The organism is Microbacterium sp. zg-Y818 (assembly GCF_030246905.1).
Classification (GTDB): domain Bacteria; phylum Actinomycetota; class Actinomycetes; order Actinomycetales; family Microbacteriaceae; genus Microbacterium.
On sequence record NZ_CP126741.1, the window covers coordinates 346,500 to 366,771 of the forward strand.

Sequence of the window (20,272 nt, forward strand, 5' to 3'; positions counted from 1 at the left end):
TCGAGCCGAGCCGAGCCGCGCAGCGTCGCGCCGTGCGCTCAGTCGTGCTGCGGGAAGCCGAGGTTCAGCCCGCCGTGGGACGGGTCGAGCCAGCGGCTGGTGATGGCCTTCTCCGAGGTGAAGAAGTCGAACCCGTGCGGCCCGTACGCCTTGGCGTCGCCGAAGAGCGACGCCTTCCAGCCCCCGAAGGAGTGGTAGGCCACCGGCACCGGGATCGGCACGTTGATGCCGATCATCCCCACCTGCGCCTCGCGCTGGAACCGGCGAGCGGCGCCGCCGTCGTTGGTGAAGATCGCGGTGCCGTTGCCGTACGGGCTGGCGTTGATGATCTCGAGCCCTTCTTCGTAGCCGGACACGCGGACGATCGACAGCACCGGGCCGAAGATCTCGTCGCGGTACACCGATGAGGTCGTCGGCACGCGGTCGATGAGGGTGGGCCCGAGCCAGAACCCGTCGGGATCGCCGTCGGCCTCGACGCCCCGGCCGTCGACGACGACGGTGGCGCCGTCGGCCGGCGCCCGGTCGATATACGACGCGACACGGTCGCGGTGGGCGCCGGTGATGAGCGGACCCATGTCGCAGCCGCGCAGCCCGTCGCCGGTGCGCAGGGTCGCCATGCGCTCGCGCACCTTGTCCACGAGATCGTCGGCGACCGAGTCCACCGCCAGCACGACCGACACCGCCATGCAGCGCTCGCCGGCAGAGCCGAACCCGGCGTTGACGGCGGCGTCGGCGACCAGGTCGAGGTCGGCGTCGGGGAGGACCAGCATGTGGTTCTTCGCTCCGCCGAACGCCTGCACCCGCTTGCCCTGGCCGGTGGCGGTCTCGTACACGTACCGCGCGATCGGGGTGGATCCGACGAAGGAGATGGCCCGCACGTCGGAGTGCACCAGCAGCGCGTCGACGGCCTCTTTGTCGCCGTGCACGACGTTGAAGACGCCGTCGGGCAGGCCCGCCTCGCGCATCAGCGCCGCCATCCAGTTCGCCGCCGTCGGGTCCTTCTCACTCGGCTTGAGCACGACGGCGTTGCCCGCAGCGATCGCCACCGAGAAGAACCACAGGGGCACCATCGCGGGAAAGTTGAAGGGGCTGATGATGCCCACGACCCCGAGGCTCTGGCGCAGCGTGTAGACGTCGACGCCGCCGGAGGCGTTCTCGGAGTACGCGCCCTTGGTCAGGTGCCCCAGGCCGCACGCGAACTCCACGACCTCCATGCCGCGGGCGATCTCGCCGTGGGCGTCGGCGAGCACCTTGCCGTGCTCGCGGGTGAGGATGTGGGCCAGTTCGTCCTTGCGGGCGTTCAGCAGCTCCCGGAACGCGAACATCACGGCCGTACGCCGGGCGATGGACGCATCCCGCCAGTCCTGCCAGGCGGCGGATGCCGCGGCCACCACGGCGTCCACGTCGGCCGCGGTGGCCAGACGCACCTGCGTCTGCACGGCCCCGCGGGCCGGGTCGTAGACGGGGGCGGTGCGCGAGGAGGCGCCCGCCCAGGTGCTGCCGGAGACCCAGTGGTCGAGGATGTCGGTCACGTCCTGTCCTTTCCGGATGCCGGGGTGTGGCATCCGCGTCGGGTCGGAGCAGCGTTGTCGGCTCCGACAGGCCGGCGGCGGCGAGAGGACGGACGGGTGGTCGGCGCAGCGCGTGCTGCGGCGGGCGTCGGTCCTCGTCGACCGGTCTCCGGTACGGCGATGCTACTGGACACCCGGGGCGCCGTCGCCGGATACATCGCGCGACGGACGCGGCGGCCCGGGCGCGTCCCGTACCGTCGAAGAGTGCTGCGTGTCGTGAAGCCTTACCAATTGGTCGTCGACGTCGTCGTGGCGGGGCTGTTCGCCTTGATCGCGCTGCCCTACGAGCTCGTCAGCGGCACACCCGGGCCCTACCACGACCTCTCGTCCACGCTGCTCGTGCTGGCGATGGCCGCGGCGCTGGCGACGCGACGGCTGGCTCCCGGCCCGTCGCTCGGCCTGGCCTGGGCCGGCGCCGTCCTGCAGATGGCTTTTCAGCGCCCGCCCGGATTGGCCGACGTCGCGATCTTCGCCGTGCTGTATGCCACCGCCGCCTACGGCACCCGGCGGGTGTTCTGGGCGGGGCTGGCGTCGTCGCTGCTGGGCGCGGTCGTCATCACCGTGTACCTCTTCGGCCCGCTGCCCGGCTTCAACGACCTCAGCACCAGCAACATCCCCACCGCCATCGCGGTGGGGATCGCCTCGGCGTTCGGCTTGGGGCTGTGGTGGACGATCGGCGCGCTCGTGCGCACCGGCATCCGCGCCCGTGAGAACCGCAAGGCGCAGCAGGCCGCCGAGGCCGAGACAGTCACCGAGCAGGAGCGGCTGCGCATCGCCCGCGACATGCACGACGTCGTCGCGCACTCACTGGCCGTGGTCGTCGCGCAGGCCGATGGCGCCCGCTACGCCGCGGCGGCCGATCCGCAGGCGGCCACGACGGCGCTGGCGACCATCTCCACGACCGCGCGCTCGGCGCTGGCCGACGTGCGGCTGCTGCTGACCCAGCTGCGGCACAGCCAGGGCGAGGGGCCCCAGCCGACCATCGCCGACCTCGAAGAGCTGTACGCGCAGGTGCGCTCGGCGGGCGTGGACCTGCGGGTCGACGTCGACCCGGCGCCGCCAGGAGTGCCGCCGGCGGCGATCCAGCTGGCAGTGTACCGCATTCTGCAGGAGGCCCTCACCAACGCCCTCCGTCACGGCGAGGGCGGCGCGGTCACGGTGAAGCTGGCATGGCATCCTGATCGGGTGACGATCCTGGTCGACAACCCCGTAGGCCCGCCCGTCGCGACCGACGACCCCGCCCGCGGGCACGGACTCATCGGCATGCGCGAGCGCGCGCTGCTGGCCGGCGGCACGCTCGACGCAGGCCGTGAGGGCGCGTCGTTCGTCGTGCGCGCATCGCTTCCGATCGGGGGCCGGGCGTGAGCGGCGGGCCGATCCGCGTCGTGCTCGTGGACGACCAGTCGCTCTTCCGCGCCGGCATCCGCATGCTCGTCGACTCCCAGCCCGACCTCGAGGTGGTGGGCGAGGCGTCCGACGGGCGCGAGGCGCTGGGAGTCATCCGCAGCACGCGTCCGGACGTCGTGCTGATGGACATCCGCATGCCGGTGATGGACGGGCTGACGGCGACCGCCCAGCTGCTGGTCGATCCGGTCTTCGACGGGGCGCCGCCGCGCATCGTGATGCTCACGACCTTCGACCTCGACGAGGCGGCCGCCCGCGCGATCCGGCAGGGGGCGAGCGGATTCCTGCTGAAGGATGCCGACCCCGAGTTCCTGCTCGCGGCCATCCGCACAGTGCACGCCGGCTCCGCCGTCATCGCCGCCGCCGCCACCCAGCAGCTGTTCACGCATTTCGCCGAGCCCGCCCGCGCGGTGCCGCCGCAATTCGCCTCTCTCACCGACCGCGAGAAGGAGATCTTCGCGCTCGCCGCCCGCGGGCTCAGCAACGCCGAGATCGCCGGTCGGGAGTTCCTCTCCGAGGCGACGGTGAAGACCCACATCAGTCGCATCCTCGCGAAGCTGGGCCTGCGGGACCGCGTGCAGCTGGTGGTCTTCGCGTTCGAGCACGGCCTGGTCTGACCGCGTTCGCGCCGGTACGGCCCGCGGTCGCAGTGTTCGCGATCCTGCCATCGAGCCACAAAGTCCTTGTCTACACAGACAACTTTGCGGTACAAAGTATCCATGGCAACTGCAGCTCGACCACCGTCCGCCGACGATCAGCCGCTCTCCGCGCCCGAGATGCTCGCGCTGCTGGACGACCAGCAGCGCAGCGTCGAATCGCAGATGGCCGCCTTCGTGCCGGTGATCGTCGGGGCGTGGGGCGTCGCGTGGGTCGCGGGCTTCGGCGCACTGTGGCTGATCGACGGTCTCGCTCCGGCCTTCTCCCTCCCGGCGCCGGTGGCGGTGACCATCTTCGTCGCGCTGCTCGGCGCCGCCATCGCTCTGTCGACCGTCCTCGGCATCCGCTCCGGCAGGGGCGTTCGAGGCACCAGCGGCGACGCATTCACGGGCGCGGCGTACGGCGCGACGTGGATGATCGGCAGCCTGGCCGTCGCCGGCCTCGGACAGGGCCTGATCGCGAACGGCATGAGCAGCGCGCTGGCGGGTCTGTACTATCCGGCGGCCTTCGTGATCTTCAGCGGTGTGATGTACATGCTCTCCGCCGCCATCTGGCGGGCCGCGCCGATGCTGCTGCTCGGCGTGTGGATGCTCGTCGTCGGTGTGGCGGCCCCGTTCTTCGGCGCTCCCACCCACTACCTCGTGCTCGCCCTGGCAGGCGGCGGAGGACTGCTGCTCCTCTCCGCAGCATCCTTCGTGCACCTGGCCGGACTGCGGCGCAGGGTGACGCGGGCGGTGCGCAATGGATGAGCTCGATCCGGTCATCCACGCCCAGGCGCGGCTGCGCATCATGGCGGCACTGGCCACCCTCACGCCCGACGACCAGATCTCGTTCCCTCGGCTGCAGGGTCTGCTCGAGATGACCGCGGGCAACCTGTCGACGCACCTGCGCAGGCTCGAAGAAGCCGAGTACGTCGTCATGGAGAAGACCCACAAGGGTCGCACTCCGGTCACCTATGTGGCGCTCTCGCGTCGAGGCCGTCGCGCCTTCGAGGACTACACCGACGCCCTCCGCGCCCTCCTCGGTGCGCCGTCATGACCGCGCCCCTCGCCTCGTTCGACCGCGTCACGCGGCGCTACGGCGACCTGGTCGCCGTCGACGACGTCACCCTCGACATCCACCCCGGTCAGATCGTCGGGCTCCTCGGGCCGAACGGTGCCGGCAAGTCCACCCTCCTCGCAATGCTCCAAGGGCTCCGCCGGCCCACGGCAGGAACCGTCAGGCTCCGCGGTGGCGACCCTCGCGACCAGCGCCACAGGCAGAGGCTCGGCTCCACCCCTCAGGAGACGGCCCTGCCGGAGGCGCTGCGGGTGGGTGAGGTCATCGACTTCGTGGGCGGGCACTTCGCCCAGCGGGTGCCCACCGCGCAGCTGGCCGAGCAGTTCGGCCTCGCCGACCTGCTGCGGCGGCAGACGGGATCCCTGTCCGGCGGGCAGAAGCGGCGGGTCAGTGTCGCGCTCGCCTTCGTCGGCGCGCCCGACCTCGTGCTGCTGGACGAGCCCACCACCGGGCTCGACGTCGACGGCCGGCGGGCGCTGTGGGAGGCGATCCGCGCCCAGCACGCCGCGGGGGTGACGGTCGTCGTGACCAGTCATTACCTCGAGGAGATCGAGGCGCTCGCCGAGCGAGTCGTGGTCGTCGGGCAGGGGCGCATCCTCGCCGACGACGTCCTGTCCGCTGTGCTGCGCCGTGTGGGGCGCGCCCGCGTGCGGCTGCGGACGACCGATGCCGCCGCGGTGGCGGCACTGGAGCCCACCGCGCATCACGACCACGACGACGACGCCCATGTCTTCACCACAGCGGACGCGGACGGCTTCGTGCGGGCGCTCGTGCGCAGCGGCACCCCGTTCCACGACCTGACCGTCCGTGGTGCCACCCTCGAAGAGGCGTTCCTGTCCTTGACCTCACCCGACGATGGAGCGACCCGATCATGACGGACACCACGCTGCGCCCGCCTGGACTGGCGCGCATCACCGCGCTGCACGCGAAGTACTCGATCATCGAGACCATCCGCATACCGATCGCCCTGATCGGATCGCTCGTGTTCCCCGCCCTCGCGCTGCTGTTCTTCGTCGTGCCCAACCGCGTGGTCGCCGACGACCCGGTGATGGCCACGCAGGCGGTGATCTCGCTGTCGGTGTTCGCCGTCATGACCAACGGGCTGTTCAGCTTCGGGCTGACCATCGCCGAGAACCGCGAGAAGCCCTGGGACCCGTATCTGCGCACCCTCCCCGCCAGCGGGCTGGCGCGCGTGCTCGCGCAGATCTGCTCCACGGGTGCACTGGGACTGGTCGCGATCCTCCCGGTCATCGTGGTCGGCGCACTCGCGACCGCGGCGACGGCGTCGCCGGTGCGTCTTCTCGCCGGGTTCGCCGCCCTCACCCTCACCGCGCTGCCGTTCATGCTGCTCGGGACCGTGATCGGCTACACGATGCCGATGAAGGCTGCGATCGCGGTGGTGCAGATCGCGATGTTCGGCTTCGCCTTCGGGGGCGGGCTGTTCCTGCCGCCCGTGCTGTTCGCGGACTGGCTGGACTCGCTGTCGATGTGGTTCCCCTCGCGCCACGCGCGGGAGGTCGTGATCTGGGCGGTGCAGGGCGGAGACCTGCCCTGGTGGGCAGCTGTCGGTGCGATCGCGTGGACTCTTGTGCTGCTCGTGTTGGCGCTGGTCGTCTTCCGCCGTGACGAAGGGCGACGGTTCCGCTGATCGCCGGTCCGCATGGATCATCCTCGCGATGTACGCCGCGGCAGTCTTGCGGCCGACGCGGCAACCGGGGGTGCGTCCGTAGCGTCGATGGCATGGAGATCACCACGACAGACCTGGGGCTCGCCGCCCGAGTGCAGGGCCTCACCAAGACCTACGGCCAGGGGGGAACCGCGGTGCGCGCCCTCGACGGCGTGAGCGTCGGCATCCGCCGGGGCGAGTTCACCGCGATCATGGGGCCGAGCGGGTCGGGCAAGTCCACGCTCATGCACATCATGGCGGGGCTGGATGCCGCGACCGCCGGCCGCGCCTGGATCGGCGACACCGAGATCACCGGGCTCAGCGACCTCGAGCTGACGGTGCTGCGCCGTCGACGCGTCGGGTTCGTCTTCCAGTCGTTCAACCTGGTGCCCACTCTCGACGCCATCGGCAACATCCTGCTGCCCTTCGACCTCGACGGCCGCAAGCCGAGCGCCATCGAGCGGGCACGCATCGACGGCCTCGTCGAGACGCTCGGGCTCGGCGCCCGCCTCGGCCACCGCCCGCACGAGCTCTCGGGCGGTCAGCAGCAGCGCGTGGCGATCGCGCGGGCGCTCGCCACCGCGCCCGACCTCGTCTTCGCCGATGAGCCCACCGGCAACCTCGACTCGCGCAGCGGCCGCGAGGTGCTTGCGCTCCTGGCCACGGCCGCCCGCTCGCACGGTCAGTCGATCGCCATGGTGACGCACGACCCCGTCGCAGCCTCCCACGCCGACCGTGTGCTGCACCTGGCGGACGGCCGCATCGTCGCCGACAAGCCCCGGCAGAGCGCAGAGGAGATCTCGGCGTTCATGCTGGCCGCCGAGCTCGGCGGCGCCGGTGCGGATGCCGACGCGGATGCCGGGGTGCGGGCGTGACCGCGGTCGTCGCCGAGCCCGGCGCGGGCGGCGGGGTCGCCGACCGCGCGGCGGGGCGCGGCCCCGGGGCCGCGTCGAGGCCGGCATCCGGTCGCCTGGCCTGGCTGCGCGAGCGGGGCATGGGCGCCACTGTGCTGGTCGCGGCGATCTCGGCCGCGTTCGGCGTCGCACTGCTGACGGCCACCGGCTACCTCGCCGCGGCGCTGCGGTCAGACCCCTACTTCGGCGACTCCGAGACACTGGCGATCGTCATCGGCATTCTGAGTGTGCTGCTGGTGGCGGTGGCGGTGTACGTAGGCGCGATGGTCACCGCCAACACGTTCGCGACGATCGTGGCGGGGCGCACCCGCACGATTGCGCTGATGCGGCTGATCGGCGCCTCGGCACGCGCGCAGCGTGCCGAAGTGGCCGGGCAGGGTCTCGTCGTCGGGGCGCTCGGCGCGTTCCTCGGACTCGCACTCGGGACGGGCGCGTGCATCGCGGCAGTGCCGCTGCTGGACCGGCTGGTCGGCATCGACAGCGGCTACGTCGTCGCGCAGCCGGTGCTGCTGCTGCCGACGCTCGCGGTGGCGCTGACCACCTGGGCGGCGGCGTGGGCGGGGTCCCGCCGTGTGCTCGCGGTCACGCCGCTGCAGGCGCTGGGCGGATCGGTCGAGGCGACGCGCGAGCAGGTCGCACGCCGGCGCGGCCGCACCGCCGTCGCGCTGGCCCTGCTGGGCCTCGGCGTGGCGCTGCTCGCGCTGGGCGTGGCCGCCGGGTTCATCACACCGCTGGGCGTCGTGATCGCGTTCTTCGGCGGTCTGCTGTCGTTCACCGGGCTGACCCTCGCCGCACCCGTGGTCATGCCGCCGCTCCTGCGGCTGACCGCCCGCGCATTCGGGCGCTCGGTGCCCGCGAGGCTCGCCGCCGAGAATGCGCTCCGCTACCCAGAGCGGTCCAGCCGCATGGCGATCGGGGTCGTGATGGGCGTCGCCCTCGTGACGATGTTCGCGGTAGCGGCCGAATCCGTGAAGGTGCTGGTGGCGGCCTCGGCCGGCGGCGAGGTCGACCCGATGTTCGCGGGGATGATGGATTCGTTCGCGGGGGTGATGATGGCGTTGGTCGGAGTGAGCGCCGTGATCGCGGCGGTGGGCCTGGTGAACCTGCTGACCATCGGGGTCGTGCAGCGGCGGCGCGAGCTGGGGCTGCTGCGGGCCCTCGGCCTCAGCGCCGCCCAGGTGCGGCGCATGGTGCTGCTCGAGGCGGCGCACGTGACGGTGACGGCGCTGGCTTTCGGGCTCGTGCTCGGGATCGCCTACGGATGGGTGGGTGCGCAGTCGCTGCTGGGCTCGGTGCGAATCCCGCCCGACTGGTCGGCGCCGACATTCATCGCCCCTGCGGTGCCGCTGCTGCCGGTGCTCGTGGTGGTGGCCGCGACCGCGGTGCTGACGCTCGTTGCTGCCGTGGTGCCCACGCGCCTGGCCACCCGCGTGGCGCCGGTCGCCGCCCTCGCGGAGTAAGGCGTCAGGCCTCGGGGGTGGCCGCCTCGGTGGCGGGAGCCTCTGCCGCGGGCGGGTCGAAGGCCCACGTGCGCGCCAGCGTGCGCAGGCGGGCCGCCCGCCACTGCCAGACGCTCCAGAGCACCGGCCAGAGCGCGGGAGCGGCCGCCCCGCCGATCACCAGGCGCTCGCGCCACAGGGTGCGGTCGGGGTCGCCGGGTGCGGGCGAGACGGCCATCTGGTGGTCCCAGACATCCAGGGCCGACAGGGGCCCGGTGAGGGGGATGCCGCTGTCGCGCAGGATCCGGACCTCGCCGCGGGAATCCTCGGTGCGGCGGTCGCTGACGTGGATGAGCTGCTGTCCGAGGCCGACCCCGGCCGTGCGCAGCTGCACCGGCACGTCGGCTCCGGGCTCCAGCCGGGTCGGCAGGCCCGCGGCATCCATCGGTGTCATCTCGAGGAACGGACCGTAGAGCTCGGCAACAGCCCGGGGGGAGTGCAGCGCCCGCCAGGCGGCGTCGGCGTCGCAGTCCAGAACCAGCTTCAACAGGATGCGCATTCGGGTAGTCTTCCATCAGACGTTGTGGGAGCGCTCCCACGCCACGATGCGATCCTGAGGACACCGATGCCCACTAATCCCGCCACCGAGTCCGGCGACCGCTCCCACGCGCAGCCGCCCGTCGAGTCGGTCGCCCAGATCTCGGCGCTGCTGCTGGACACCGATCCCACGCTCGATCCCGAACTCGCCCGCGTGGCCCGCCAGGCCGCGGCCGAGGGTGCCGTGCTGCTGCGCAACGACGGCGTGCTGCCCCTGGGGGCCGAGCGCCCGGTGGCGGTGTTCGGGCGCGTGCAGATCGACTGGTTCGCCGTCGGCTACGGCTCGGGCGGCGACGTGAAGGTGCCGTACGTCTGGAACCTGCTGGCGGGCCTGCGCGACGCGGGGGTGCAGGTCGACGACGAGGTCGCCGACCGCTACGCGGCGTGGACGGCCGAGAACCGCCCGTCGTACGAGGGCACGTGGGGGCAGTGGCCGCACCACTTCCCCGAGATGCCGCTGGATGCCGACGTCGTCGCGGCCGCCGCGACGCGCGCCGACACCGCGGTCGTCGTCATCGGCCGCGCGGCCGGTGAAGCGCGCGAGAGCGTGCGGGAGCCCGGGAGCTTCTATCTCACCGACGACGAGCGCACCATGCTCGACCTCGTGACGACGTCGTTCGCGCGCACGGTCGTCGTGGTCGACGCCGGCAACGTCATGGATCTGTCGTGGGTCGATGCCTACGGTGACCGCATCGGTGCCGTGCTCTACGCGTGGCAGGGCGGCATGGAAGGGGCGCGCGCCGTCGCCGGCGTGCTGGCGGGCGAGATCGCCCCCAGCGGCAAGCTGACCGACACCATCGCCCGCTCGTACGAGGACTACCCCAGCGCCCCCCACTTCGGCGACCCCGACGTCAACGTCTACGCCGAGGACGTCTTCGTGGGCTACCGCTACTTCGAGACCTTCGCGCAGGACCGGGTGCAGTTCCCCTTCGGCTTCGGCCTCGGCTACGCCGCGTTCGAGGTCACGGTGGTCGACGCGACGACGGATGCCGCGACGACGGACGCCGCGACCGTGCGGGTGACCGTCGACGTACGCAACACCGACGACGTCTTCGCCGGCAAGGAGACGGTGCAGGCCTACCTCGCCGCTCCCGACGGGCGCCTGGGCAAGCCCGCCCGATCGCTCGCGGCGTTCGCGAAGACCGGGCTGCTGGCACCGGGTGAATCCGAGCGGGTGACGCTGGAATTCCGCCTCGCCGACCTCGCGTCGTACGACGACTCCGGGGTCACCGGCCACCGCAGCGCGTTCGTGCTGGAGCCGGGCGACTACGGCGTCTTCGTCGGCACCGACGTGCGCTCGGCATCCCTCGCCCTCACCGTGCCCATCGACGACCTGCGGGTCGTGCGGCAGGTGACCGAGGCGGCCGCCGCCCGGGATCCCTTCTCACGCATGACGCTGGCCCGTGACGAGTCGGGCGCCGCCGTCGTCGCATGGGAGGACGTGCCGCAGGCAACCGTCGACCGCCGCGAGCGGGTGCTCGCGGGACTGCCAGCCGAGATCCCGCTGACGGGGGACCGGGGGATCACCCTCGACGATGTCGCGGCGGGCGCTGCGACCCTCGACGACTTCATCGCGCAGCTGACGGCGGAGGAGCTGTCGCTCCTCGCCCGCGGCGACGTCACCATGCACAGCCCGCTGGGTGCTCCCGGCAACGCGGGCGTTCTCGGCGGGGTGTCCGAGTCGCTGCGTGCCAAGGGCGTCCCGCCGATCACGACGACCGATGGTCCGAGCGGCATCCGGCTGTCGGCGTATGCCTCGCTGCTGCCGTCGGGCACCGCGCTGGCGTCGACGTGGAACACCGCGCTCGTGCGTGAGCTCGCTGCCCTTCACGGCCAGGAGATGCTGCGCAAGGGCTCGGACGTGCTGCTGAGCCCCGGCATGAACATCCACCGCGACCCGCTGTGCGGCCGCAACTTCGAGTACTTCTCCGAGGACCCCCTCGTCACCGGACGCTTCGGCGCCGCGATCGTGCAGGGCGTGCAGTCGGTCGGCGTCTCGGCATGCCCCAAGCACTTCGCCGCCAACAACCAGGAGACCAACCGCACCCGCAACGACTCCCGGGTCTCGGAGCGGGCGCTGCGCGAGATCTACCTGCGCGGCTTCGAGCTGTGCGTCGCCGAGGCCCAGCCGCGCACCATCATGACCTCGTACAACAAGGTCAACGGCGTGTGGGCGCACTACCACCACGACCTGGTGACGACGATCCTGCGCGGCGAGTGGGGCTACACCGGTTGCGTCATCACCGACTGGTGGATGGAGGACGCCGTCGATCCCGACTTCCCCGCGCTCGAGGACAACGCCTACCGGGTGCGGGCCCAGGTCGACGTGCTCATGCCCGGCGGCGTGAAGACGGCCGACGGTCCGCAGGCTTACGCCGACCAGACGATCCTGCAGTCGCTCTCGCGCCCCGACGGGCTGACGATCGGCGAGCTGCAGCGCGGCGCGCGCAATGTGCTGGGGCTCGCGTTGGCACTGGCCCCGGTGCTGGGCCGTCACGCCGACGCGTAGCCTGGAGCGATGCCGAACCCGTTCGACCAGTCCCGCTATCAGGTGCGCTTCGACTGGGGGGATGCCGGGCGGCAGCGGCTGCAGCCTGCGGACGTCACCGTCGTGGTCGACGTGCTGCGGTTCTGCTCCACCGTCACCGATCGCGTCGCGGCGGGGGAGTCCGTGGCGCTCGACGAGGCGGCGCATGCGGACTCGTGGAACGGAGCTGCGCTCGCCGCTGCGCTCGCCCAGACGGGTACGACCGTGATGCTCGGGTGCCTGCGCAACGCGTCGGCGGTGGCCGACGCCGTGCTGGCCGAGCAGATTCACCGGGGCGCGCGGACGAGCGTCGCCGTGCTCGCCGCGGGTGAGCTCGCGGGATCCGACCCGGCGGCGTCGCTGCGCTTCGCGGTCGAGGACCAGCTGGGTGCGGGCGCCGTGATCGACGCGCTCGCCCTGCGGGGGCTCGACCATTCCTCACCCGAGGCGGCAGCCGCGTGCGAGTCGCTGCGGGGACTGCGCGGTGCCGTGCGTCACCTGCTCACGGCCAGCGGCTCCGGGCAGGAGCTGCTCGAGCGCGGCAGCGGCGACGAGGTGCGAAGGGCTGCGGAAATCGACGCCGTCGCCGTCGTGCCGGTGCTGCGGGCGGGCGTCTTCGAGCGGTACTGAGCCGGCGGGCGGGTCAGCGCGGCGTGAGCGCCGCGAGCCGCGTGGCTGGGGAGATCTCGCGCCGTCGCCACTGGAACAGGAAGCGCTCGTCGAAGGTCGGCGCGCACTTCGCGCACGACGTGGCTCGGGTGACGCGCCGGTGTCGGTAGGCGGTGTGGCCGGCCGGGCACAGTCCCACCCAGGGGGCGAGGTCGTTCGCCGGCTCGCCGTGGTGGGTGGTGCCGCCGGTGTAGCCGATGCGCCGCGCGGTGCGCCGCCAGATCGCGCCGTGACCGGCCGACGCGCCGGCGAGGGCGTGGGCGACCTCGTGCAGCAGGGTCTGCCGGTTCGTGTCGTCGTCGTAGCGCGCAGAGAGGTACCGCGAGACGCTGATGCGCTTCTCGCCGTAGTTGCACAGCCCCGCGCGCCGCTTGGCGTGGTCGAACGCGAACGACCACGAATCGTCGAGGTGCTCGGCGATGAGCTGCTGCGCCATGTGGCGCACGTCTTGCAGGTCTGACATGACCGAAGAGTAGAACGTACCTACGACACTCAGGCCGTGAGTACGCGTCCGCGGCGCCGCTCCGCGGCGTCGATCGCCATGAGCGTGGACTCGAGCTGGTCCTCGGGGGCCCCGGCCTCCTGGCGCAGGAACAGGGCGCGCTTGAAGTCCGCGCGGGCCGAGACGAAGTCCCCGGCGTCGTAGTGCACCTTGCCGCGGTGCTGGTAGGCGAAGGCGCCGACCGCTGCCCAGCCCTGCCCGTCGGCCTCTTCGGCGCAGGTGGTCAGCTCCTGCTCGGCGGCGGCGTAGGCGCCCCGGAACTGCAGGATCGTCGCGTGCAGCACGCGGGCCCGCAGCAGGTCCTTGCGGGTGCCGGCCATGCGCGCCAGGCGCACCGACTGCTCGGAGATCAGCAGTGCCTCGTCGAGGCGGTCGAGCACCTTCAGCAGCCACACCCGCTCCAGCAGCGCGCCGAGGCTCCGCTGCTCGCCGATCTCGTCGAGACGCTCCTGGCAGCGGTCCAGATCCACCTGCTCGCGCAGGGTGTCCGGGTCGTACCCGAGGATGTAGCTCACGATCGACTCCTTCCGTGCGCGGCTCGCGCTGTCCAGTGTCACCCGCCGGGGCGCCGAGCGCCTGAGGCCACGCCGAGGCGCCGGCATCCCGGTGCTGTTGACCGTGCCGGTCAGCGGTCGAACACCGAGCTTGCCGGCTTCGGCGACGGCGTCGAATCCGCGTCGGTGGCGATGCGCGCGCCGCGGACGAATTCGTCGAGCTCCCCGCCCTCGGCCACCTTGGCGGGGTGGGGACCGGCGGCCATGAGCCTCGGCAGCCACTCGGTGGGAAGGGGCGAGGCCGAGGCGGCGATCACGAGGTTCCCGAACCGGCGACCCTTGAACAGCTGCACCTCGGCGAGCACGATGACGTGGGCGAACACCTCGCGCACGGTCGCGACCTGACGGCGTGCGAAGGCCAGGCCCGAGCCGTCGGCGACGTTCACCAGCAGCACGCCGTCGGGCGCGAGCACGGCGGATGCCGCGCGGTAGAACTCCACCGTCGTCAGGTGCGCGGGGGTCTGCGCGCCGGCGAAGACGTCGGACACCAGCAGGTCGGCATTGCCGCGCAGGGCCGGCGGCAGTCGGTCAAGACCCGCCCGGGCGTCGCCGATGCGCATGCGCACCTGCGCGCCGCGGGGGAGCGGCAGCTCCGCGCGCACGAGGTCGACGAGGGCCTGCTCGAGTTCGATCACCTGCTGACGCGACCCCGGCCGGGTCGCCTCGATGTAGCGGGGGAGGGTCAGCGCCCCCGCGCCCAGGTGCACCGCCGACAGGGGCTGCCCCGGCATCCGCAGCCTGTCGATGACCGCGCCCATCCGGGCGACGTACTCGAAATGCAGGTGCGTGGGGTCGTCGAGGTCCACGTGGGACTGCGGGGTGCCATCGACGTCGAGCTCGAAGCCCGAGACGTATCGCGACGGCACGATGCGCGCGATCGTGCCGTCGGACAGCCGTGCCTGCGGGGGCGGTTCCTCGATGCTTGCGCGCGCCATGCCTCCACGCTACCGGCGCCCCCGCTCGCCGCCTCCGAAACAGGATCGAGACAAAGGTGTAATCAACCGCGACGCGCCGCACCGGTAGCGTCGAGGATCATCACCCGCCGACCCGTCGCCCAGAACGGCTCGGCGGCCCTGCTTCCAGGAAGGTGCACCACCATGCTCCATTCACGAAACCGACGCGGAGCCTTGACGGCCGCCGCGGGCGTGGCATTGGCCGCGCTCGTGCTGTCGGGCTGCTCGAGCCAGCGCGACGCCGGCACCGACGACGCGACCGCCGACGCCGAGGTCGACGGCACGTTCGTCTTCGGCGCCTCCGCCGACCCGGCGAGCCTCGACCCCGCCTTCGCCCAGGACGGTGAGACCTTCCGTGTCTCGCGTCAGATCTTCGAGGGTCTCGTCGGCACCGAGCCCGGCACCGCCGACCCCGCGCCCCTGCTCGCGGAGTCGTGGGAGTCCTCCGAGGACGGCCTCACGCACACGTTCGCGCTGAAGGAGGGCGTGACCTTCCACGACGGCACCGAGTTCAACGCCGAGGCCGTCTGCGCCAACTTCGACCGCTGGTACAACTGGGAGGGTCTGGCGGCCAGCGAGGCGCTGGGCTACTACTACAACAAGCTCTTCCGCGGCTACGCGTCGAGCCCCGAAGAGGCGGTCTACGCCTCGTGCACCGCCGATGACGCCACGACCGCGACCGTCACGCTGAACCAGCCCTTCGCCGGGTTCATCCCCGCGCTGTCGCTGCCGGCGTTCTCGATGCAGAGCCCTGCCGCGATGGAGGAGTTCGCCGCCGACGAGGTGGGCGGCACCGCCGAGGCCCCGACGCTCTCGGAGTACGCGATGGGCCACCCGTCGGGCACCGGTCCCTACGTCTTCTCCGAGTGGGCGCCGGGCGAGCAGCTCACCCTCACCGCCAACGAGGACTACTGGGGCGACACCGGTCAGATCGACGAGATCATCTTCCGCGTGATCGACGACCCGACCGCCCGCCGTCAGGCGCTCGAGGCCGGCTCGATCGACGGCTACGACCTCGTCGGTCCCGCCGACACCGCCGCCCTCGAAGAGGACGGCTTCACGATGGTCTCGCGGCCGCCGTTCACCATCCTCTACCTCGCGTTCAACCAGGCCGTGCCCGAGCTGCAGGACCCGGTCGTGCGCGAGGCGCTGTCGTACGCGATCGACAAGGACGCGCTCATCTCGCAGGTGCTCCCTGAGGGCACCGAGAAGGCGACGCAGTTCATGCCAGACACCGTCAACGGCTACAACAGCGACGTCACCACCTACGAGTACGACCCCGCGAAGGCGCAGGAGCTGCTCGCGCAGGCCGGCTACGACGAGGCGAACCCGCTCACGCTGACGTTCAACTACCCCGTCAACGTCTCGCGCCCCTACATGCCGGACCCGGAGCAGATCTTCACCGTGCTTTCGGCTCAGCTCGGTGAGGTCGGCGTCGTCACCAACCCGGTCTCCAACGAGTGGGGCGACTACCTCGACCTCATCACCGGCGGCACCGAGCACGGCATCCACCTGCTGGGCTGGACGGGCGACTACAACGACACCGACAACTTCGTGGGCGTGTTCTTCGGAGCGCAGTCGGCCGAGTGGGGCTTCGACAACCCGGAGCTGTTCCAGGCGCTGCAGGAGGCCCGCGGCATCCCGAGCCTCGAGGAGCAGTCGGCCCTCTACGAGGACATCAACGAGATGGTCGCGACCTTCATCCCGGGCGTGCCCCTGGCCCACCCGGCGCCGACGCTGGCCTTCGACCCGCGGGTCGAGAGCTACCCGGCCAGCCCGGTCAACGACGAGGTCTTCAGCGAGATCGTCCTGACCGAGTAAGCGCGGCCTGTGCCGTAATGTGCGGTGCGGGATGAGGCATCCCCTCCTCCCGCACCGCACTCCGACGCCGAGACGACGAAGGACCCACGCCTTGCTGCGCACCATCGGTAAGAGGCTGCTGCTTCTGATCCCCACGCTCTTCGGGTTGAGCCTGCTGCTGTTCTTCTGGGTCAGGGCCCTGCCCGGCGGCCCCGCGCTGGCCCTCCTGGGCGAGAGGGCCACGCCCGAAGCCGTCGAGCGCATCAACGAGCTCTACGGCTTCAACCGGCCGATCCTCGAGCAGTACCTGGTGTGGATGGGTCGGCTGCTCTCGGGCGACTTCGGCGTCTCGCTGCAGACCGGTCGCCCGGTGACCGAGGAGTTCTTCCGCCGCTTCCCGGCCACGATCGAGCTGTCGCTGCTGGCGCTGATCATCGCCGTCGGCATCGGCATCCCGCTCGGGTACTGGGCGGCCCGCCGCCACGGCAAGTTCACCGACCACGCGGCGGTCGTGTTCAGCCTCGTCGGCATCACGATCCCGGTGTTCTTCCTGGCGTTCATCCTCAAGTACATCTTCGCGGTGCAGCTGGGCTGGCTCCCCAGCGACGGCCGGCAGAACCCCCGCATCGACGCGACCCACTACACCGGGTTCTACGTGCTCGACGGGCTGTTGACGGGGGAATGGGATGCCGCGGGCGACGCTCTGCTGCATCTGCTCCTGCCCGCCATCGCGCTCGGCACCATTCCGCTCGCGATCATCGTGCGCATCACCCGGGCCTCGGTGCTCGAGGTGCAGAACGCCGACTACGTCCGCACCGGCAAGGCGAAGGGCGTGTCGCGGCAGACGCTGCGCGACCGGTTCATCCTGCGAAACGCCATGCTGCCGGTCATCACCACGGTGGGTCTGCAGGTCGGCCTGCTGCTGTCGGGGGCGATCCTCACCGAGACGGTGTTCGCCTTCCCGGGCATCGGGTCGTTCCTCTCCCGCGCGATCTTCACCCGTGACTTCCCCGTGCTGCAGGGCTTCATCATCTTCATCGCCATCGCGTACGCGCTGATCAACCTGCTCGTAGACATCTCGTACAGCTTCATCGACCCGAGAGTGAGGGTCTCGTGAGTTCCGCCATCCTGCCCCCCGCCCCGAGCGGCGGACCCGTCGACGACAACCTCGTCGTCGACCACGAACTGCTCGCCGCCAAGACCCAGGGCGGCTTCTGGCGGGACGTGTTCCGGCGGCTGCGGCGCAACCCCACCGCCTGGATCGGCGCGGCGATCATCTTCCTCTTCGTGGCGGTGTCGGTGCTCGCGCCGTGGCTCGCCCCGTACCCCGAGACGGCGCTTCCCGGCGCCCGCTCGATCACCCCGACCTCCATCCCCGGCCCCGGCGAGATCGCGGAGTTCCCGCTCGGGCTCGACCGCTTCGGTGGCGATGTGCTCTCCAAGCTCATCTGGGGTGCGCGGGCGTCGCTGCTCATCGGCGTGATCTCCACGGCCTTCGGCCTCGCCGGCGGCGCGCTGCTGGGGCTCATCGCCGGCACCTTCGGCGGCTGGGTCGACAACGTCGTGATGCGCTTCGTCGACATCCTGCTGTCGGTGCCGACCCTGCTGCTGGCGGTGTCGATCGCCGCCGTGCTCGGTCAGTCGCAGCTCGCGGTGATGATCGCCATCGGAGCGTCGCAGGTGCCGATCTTCGCGCGGCTCCTGCGCGCCTCCATGCTGCAGCAGCGCTCGAGCGACTACGTGCTGTCCGCCCAGACGCTGGGCCTGGGCCGAGGCCGCATCACGATGAGCCACGTGCTGCCCAACAGCGTGGGCCCGGTCATCGTGCAGGGGACCCTGACGCTCGCCACCGCCGTCATCGACGCTGCGGCGCTGTCGTTCCTCGGCCTCGGCGGCGGGCGCCCCGAGACGGCGGAGTGGGGCCGCATGCTCACCTACGCGCAGGCCGAGCTCGCCATCGCGCCGTGGCTGGCGTTCCTCCCGGGCATCTGCATCGCCGTCACGGCGCTGGGCTTCACCCTGCTGGGCGAATCGCTCCGCGAGGCGATGGACCCCCGCACCCGGGCACGCTGACCCCGGTCGGGCCGGAGGCCGGCGTCCGCTCGCGCGGCATCCGCCGAGGTCAGACGGCGATGTCGAGCTCGTTGCCCGGGATGGATGCCAGCAGCTTGCGGGTGTACGGGTCGCGGGCGTTGGTGAAGATCTCCTCGGAGCTGGCGGCCTCCACCAGCGCGCCGTCCTTCATCACGCAGACGTAGTCGCTGATCAGGCGCACCACGGCGAGGTCGTGGGAGATGAACAGGTAGCTCTGCCCGTACTCGCGCTGCAGGTCGCCCAGCAGCGTCAGGATCTGCGCCTGCACGAGCACGTCCAGCGCCGAGACCGGCTCGTCGCACACGATGAGTTCCGGTGACAGGGCCAGCGCCCGCGCGATCGCGACGCGCTGCCGCTGGCCTCCCGACAGCTCCGCGGGGTAGCGGCGCAGCATGGACTGGGGGAGGGCGACGTCGTCCATGAGCTGCCGCACGCGGGCCGCACGGTCCTTCGCGGAACCGCGCTTGTAGAAGGTCAGCGGCTCCTCGATGATGCGCCCGATCGTGAACATCGGGTTCAGTGACGAGTACGGGTCCTGGAAGATCGGCTGCACCTTCTGGCGGAAGTCGCGCAGCTGCCGGCCCTTGAGCGAGGCGACGTCCTGCCCGTCGAAGCGGATCGACCCCGACGTCGGATCGATGACCTTCAGCACCATGCGCGCGGTCGTGGTCTTGCCCGACCCCGACTCGCCCACCACGGCCACCGTCTCGCCGCGGGGGATCGCGAAGGAGACGTCCTTCACCGCGACGAAGTCGTCTTTGCTGCCGCGCACCGGGAAGACCTTCGTCAGGCCGTCGACCTCGAGGATGTTGTCGACAGGGGACGGGGCGCCATCGGATGCCGGGGTGCGCGGCGTCGTGGTCGCCGGGGTGCTCGTCGCCTTCGGGACGACAGTGGGCCGCGCAGTGGGGATCGGTGTCGGTCCGGTGGCCGAGCCGGGCTCGGAGCCTGCGGCATCCGGCTGCCGGAAGACCTGTGGCCGCAGGCGCACCGCCGCCACCGAGGGTGCGGCGGCGACGAGCGCCTTGGTGTACTCGGCCTGCGGGTCCTCGAGGATCTGCCGCGCCGGTCCCTGCTCGACGATGCGGCCGCGGTGCATCACGATCACGCGCGACGCCCGCTCGGCGGCGAGTCCCAGGTCGTGGGTGATGAGCATGACGGCGGTGCCGAGCTCCCCGGTCATGCGGCCGAGCTGGTCGAGGATCGTCTTCTGCACCGTGACGTCCAGTGCGCTCGTGGGCTCGTCGGCGATCAGCAGGCGCGGATTGCAGGCCAGGCCGATCGCGATGAGCGCGCGCTGGCGCATGCCGCCGGAGAACTCGTGCGGGTACTGCTTTGCGCGCTTCTCGGCGTTCGGAAGACCGGCAGCGGCGAGGGTCTCGACGACCTTGCGGTCCACATCGCTGCGGGTGGCCATGCCGTGGGCCAGCAGCGTCTCGGCGATCTGCGTGCCGATCTTCGACACCGGGTTGAGGTTGGACATCGGGTCCTGCGGCACGAGGCCGATCGACTTGCCGCGGATGTCGCGCATGACCGACTCCGACGCGCCGACCAGCTGCTGTCCGTCCAGCACGATGCTGCCCTCGGCCACGCGGCCGTTGCCTGCCAGCAGCCCGATGACCGCCATGGCCGTCGTCGACTTGCCGGAACCGGATTCACCGACGATGGCGAGGGTCTCTCCGGCGGCGAGGTCGAACTCGACGTTCTCGACGGCACGGACGGAGCCGTCCATGGTGCGGAAGTCGACGGCGAGATCGCGGACCTGCAGCAGCGGCGCGGCATCCTGGGGCATGCGGTCCATCCTGCCGTGCCCCGGGGGTGCGGCGCACTGCCCGCGCGCCAGCCTTTACGCACTCGTAACGCGCG

At 71.6% G+C, this 20,272-nt stretch carries 19 protein-coding genes; 13 read left to right on the forward strand and 6 right to left on the reverse strand.

What is annotated here, in order from left to right:
• Positions 1 to 38: 38 nt before the first annotated feature.
• Positions 39 to 1,565 (reverse strand): CoA-acylating methylmalonate-semialdehyde dehydrogenase, encoded by a 1,527-nt coding sequence (locus QNO21_RS01510; RefSeq protein ID WP_257519909.1) that lies wholly within the window; start codon positions 1,563 to 1,565, stop codon positions 39 to 41.
• A 210-nt stretch (positions 1,566 to 1,775) separates the two neighbouring features.
• Here QNO21_RS01510 and QNO21_RS01515 point away from each other — a divergent pair, with 210 nt between their 5' ends.
• From QNO21_RS01515 to QNO21_RS01550, 8 genes are all read left to right on the forward strand, one after another.
• Complete coding sequence (locus QNO21_RS01515) at positions 1,776 to 2,936, forward strand: sensor histidine kinase (protein WP_257519910.1); 1,161 nt, start codon at positions 1,776 to 1,778, stop codon at positions 2,934 to 2,936.
• Positions 2,933 to 3,592, forward strand: a complete 660-nt coding sequence (locus tag QNO21_RS01520) for a response regulator (RefSeq protein ID WP_257519911.1) — start codon at positions 2,933 to 2,935, stop codon at positions 3,590 to 3,592. The genes QNO21_RS01515 and QNO21_RS01520 overlap by 4 nt, the downstream gene beginning before the upstream one ends.
• A gap of 102 nt (positions 3,593 to 3,694) precedes the next feature.
• Positions 3,695 to 4,381 carry a hypothetical protein gene (locus QNO21_RS01525; protein WP_257516196.1) on the forward strand — a complete coding sequence of 229 codons (687 nt, stop codon included), beginning with the start codon at positions 3,695 to 3,697 and terminating at the stop codon, positions 4,379 to 4,381.
• On the forward strand, positions 4,374 to 4,670 hold the full coding sequence (locus QNO21_RS01530; RefSeq protein WP_257516195.1) for a transcriptional regulator: 297 nt from the start codon (positions 4,374 to 4,376) through the stop codon (positions 4,668 to 4,670). Before QNO21_RS01525 ends, QNO21_RS01530 begins: the two co-directional genes overlap by 8 nt.
• Positions 4,667 to 5,566 (forward strand): ABC transporter ATP-binding protein, encoded by a 900-nt coding sequence (locus QNO21_RS01535; protein WP_257516194.1) that lies wholly within the window; start codon positions 4,667 to 4,669, stop codon positions 5,564 to 5,566. The genes QNO21_RS01530 and QNO21_RS01535 overlap by 4 nt, the downstream gene beginning before the upstream one ends.
• Positions 5,563 to 6,339: an ABC transporter permease gene (locus tag QNO21_RS01540; protein ID WP_257519913.1), complete on the forward strand. Its 777-nt coding sequence runs from the start codon at positions 5,563 to 5,565 to the stop codon at positions 6,337 to 6,339. The genes QNO21_RS01535 and QNO21_RS01540 overlap by 4 nt, the downstream gene beginning before the upstream one ends.
• A gap of 92 nt (positions 6,340 to 6,431) precedes the next feature.
• Positions 6,432 to 7,232: an ABC transporter ATP-binding protein gene (locus tag QNO21_RS01545; RefSeq protein ID WP_257516192.1), complete on the forward strand. Its 801-nt coding sequence runs from the start codon at positions 6,432 to 6,434 to the stop codon at positions 7,230 to 7,232.
• A 119-nt stretch (positions 7,233 to 7,351) separates the two neighbouring features.
• Entirely contained in the window at positions 7,352 to 8,731 is a 1,380-nt protein-coding gene (locus tag QNO21_RS01550; protein ID WP_257519937.1) for an ABC transporter permease, read from the forward strand.
• Positions 8,732 to 8,735: 4 nt separating this feature from the next.
• Here QNO21_RS01550 and QNO21_RS01555 read toward each other — a convergent pair whose 3' ends face one another.
• Positions 8,736 to 9,269 (reverse strand): hypothetical protein, encoded by a 534-nt coding sequence (locus QNO21_RS01555; RefSeq protein ID WP_257519914.1) that lies wholly within the window; start codon positions 9,267 to 9,269, stop codon positions 8,736 to 8,738.
• A gap of 66 nt (positions 9,270 to 9,335) precedes the next feature.
• On the opposite strand from QNO21_RS01555, the gene QNO21_RS01560 reads away from it, so the two are divergent.
• Both QNO21_RS01560 and QNO21_RS01565 read left to right on the forward strand, forming a co-directional pair.
• Entirely contained in the window at positions 9,336 to 11,816 is a 2,481-nt protein-coding gene (locus tag QNO21_RS01560; protein ID WP_257519915.1) for a glycoside hydrolase family 3 C-terminal domain-containing protein, read from the forward strand.
• Between the two features lie 9 nt (positions 11,817 to 11,825).
• Positions 11,826 to 12,464 (forward strand): 2-phosphosulfolactate phosphatase, encoded by a 639-nt coding sequence (locus QNO21_RS01565; protein WP_257519917.1) that lies wholly within the window; start codon positions 11,826 to 11,828, stop codon positions 12,462 to 12,464.
• Between the two features lie 13 nt (positions 12,465 to 12,477).
• On the opposite strand, the gene QNO21_RS01570 is transcribed toward QNO21_RS01565, so the two are convergent.
• From QNO21_RS01570 to QNO21_RS01580, 3 genes are all read right to left on the reverse strand, one after another.
• Positions 12,478 to 12,966, reverse strand: a complete 489-nt coding sequence (locus QNO21_RS01570; protein WP_257515584.1) for a SprT-like domain-containing protein — start codon at positions 12,964 to 12,966, stop codon at positions 12,478 to 12,480.
• 29 nt (positions 12,967 to 12,995) lie between these two features.
• On the reverse strand, positions 12,996 to 13,520 hold the full coding sequence (locus QNO21_RS01575; protein WP_257515585.1) for a hypothetical protein: 525 nt from the start codon (positions 13,518 to 13,520) through the stop codon (positions 12,996 to 12,998).
• Positions 13,521 to 13,630: 110 nt separating this feature from the next.
• Complete coding sequence (locus tag QNO21_RS01580; RefSeq protein ID WP_257519918.1) at positions 13,631 to 14,494, reverse strand: spermidine synthase; 864 nt, start codon at positions 14,492 to 14,494, stop codon at positions 13,631 to 13,633.
• A 162-nt stretch (positions 14,495 to 14,656) separates the two neighbouring features.
• On the opposite strand from QNO21_RS01580, the gene QNO21_RS01585 reads away from it, so the two are divergent.
• The 3 genes from QNO21_RS01585 (at position 14,657) to QNO21_RS01595 (ending at position 18,385) form a co-directional block, all read left to right on the forward strand.
• The gene (locus tag QNO21_RS01585; protein WP_257515587.1) at positions 14,657 to 16,333 is read left to right on the forward strand and encodes an ABC transporter substrate-binding protein; all 1,677 of its coding nucleotides are present in this window, start codon (positions 14,657 to 14,659) and stop codon (positions 16,331 to 16,333) included.
• Between the two features lie 91 nt (positions 16,334 to 16,424).
• Entirely contained in the window at positions 16,425 to 17,429 is a 1,005-nt protein-coding gene (locus tag QNO21_RS01590) for an ABC transporter permease (protein ID WP_257515588.1), read from the forward strand.
• Positions 17,426 to 18,385, forward strand: a complete 960-nt coding sequence (locus QNO21_RS01595) for an ABC transporter permease (protein ID WP_374113654.1) — start codon at positions 17,426 to 17,428, stop codon at positions 18,383 to 18,385. The genes QNO21_RS01590 and QNO21_RS01595 overlap by 4 nt, the downstream gene beginning before the upstream one ends.
• A 49-nt stretch (positions 18,386 to 18,434) precedes the next feature.
• Here QNO21_RS01595 and QNO21_RS01600 read toward each other — a convergent pair whose 3' ends face one another.
• A complete protein-coding gene (locus QNO21_RS01600; protein ID WP_257515589.1) occupies positions 18,435 to 20,198 on the reverse strand; it encodes a dipeptide ABC transporter ATP-binding protein in 1,764 nt (587 codons plus the stop codon).
• Positions 20,199 to 20,272 lie beyond the last annotated feature (74 nt).

What these genes read in the sequence shown, in the direction of transcription:
- QNO21_RS01510 (WP_257519909.1), bottom strand. Translation starts at nt 1,565, where the DNA reads ATGCCACACCCCGGCATCCGGAAAGGACAGGACGTGACCGACATCCTC.
- QNO21_RS01525 (WP_257516196.1), top strand. Translation starts at nt 3,695, where the DNA reads ATGGCAACTGCAGCTCGACCACCGTCCGCCGACGATCAGCCGCTCTCC.
- QNO21_RS01530 (WP_257516195.1), top strand. Translation starts at nt 4,374, where the DNA reads ATGGATGAGCTCGATCCGGTCATCCACGCCCAGGCGCGGCTGCGCATC.
- QNO21_RS01535 (WP_257516194.1), top strand. Translation starts at nt 4,667, where the DNA reads ATGACCGCGCCCCTCGCCTCGTTCGACCGCGTCACGCGGCGCTACGGC.
- QNO21_RS01540 (WP_257519913.1), top strand. Translation starts at nt 5,563, where the DNA reads ATGACGGACACCACGCTGCGCCCGCCTGGACTGGCGCGCATCACCGCG.
- QNO21_RS01545 (WP_257516192.1), top strand. Translation starts at nt 6,432, where the DNA reads ATGGAGATCACCACGACAGACCTGGGGCTCGCCGCCCGAGTGCAGGGC.
- QNO21_RS01550 (WP_257519937.1), top strand. Translation starts at nt 7,352, where the DNA reads ATGGGCGCCACTGTGCTGGTCGCGGCGATCTCGGCCGCGTTCGGCGTC.
- QNO21_RS01555 (WP_257519914.1), bottom strand. Translation starts at nt 9,269, where the DNA reads ATGCGCATCCTGTTGAAGCTGGTTCTGGACTGCGACGCCGACGCCGCC.
- QNO21_RS01560 (WP_257519915.1), top strand. Translation starts at nt 9,336, where the DNA reads ATGCCCACTAATCCCGCCACCGAGTCCGGCGACCGCTCCCACGCGCAG.
- QNO21_RS01565 (WP_257519917.1), top strand. Translation starts at nt 11,826, where the DNA reads ATGCCGAACCCGTTCGACCAGTCCCGCTATCAGGTGCGCTTCGACTGG.
- QNO21_RS01570 (WP_257515584.1), bottom strand. Translation starts at nt 12,966, where the DNA reads ATGTCAGACCTGCAAGACGTGCGCCACATGGCGCAGCAGCTCATCGCC.
- QNO21_RS01580 (WP_257519918.1), bottom strand. Translation starts at nt 14,494, where the DNA reads ATGGCGCGCGCAAGCATCGAGGAACCGCCCCCGCAGGCACGGCTGTCC.
- QNO21_RS01585 (WP_257515587.1), top strand. Translation starts at nt 14,657, where the DNA reads ATGCTCCATTCACGAAACCGACGCGGAGCCTTGACGGCCGCCGCGGGC.
- QNO21_RS01600 (WP_257515589.1), bottom strand. Translation starts at nt 20,198, where the DNA reads ATGCCCCAGGATGCCGCGCCGCTGCTGCAGGTCCGCGATCTCGCCGTC.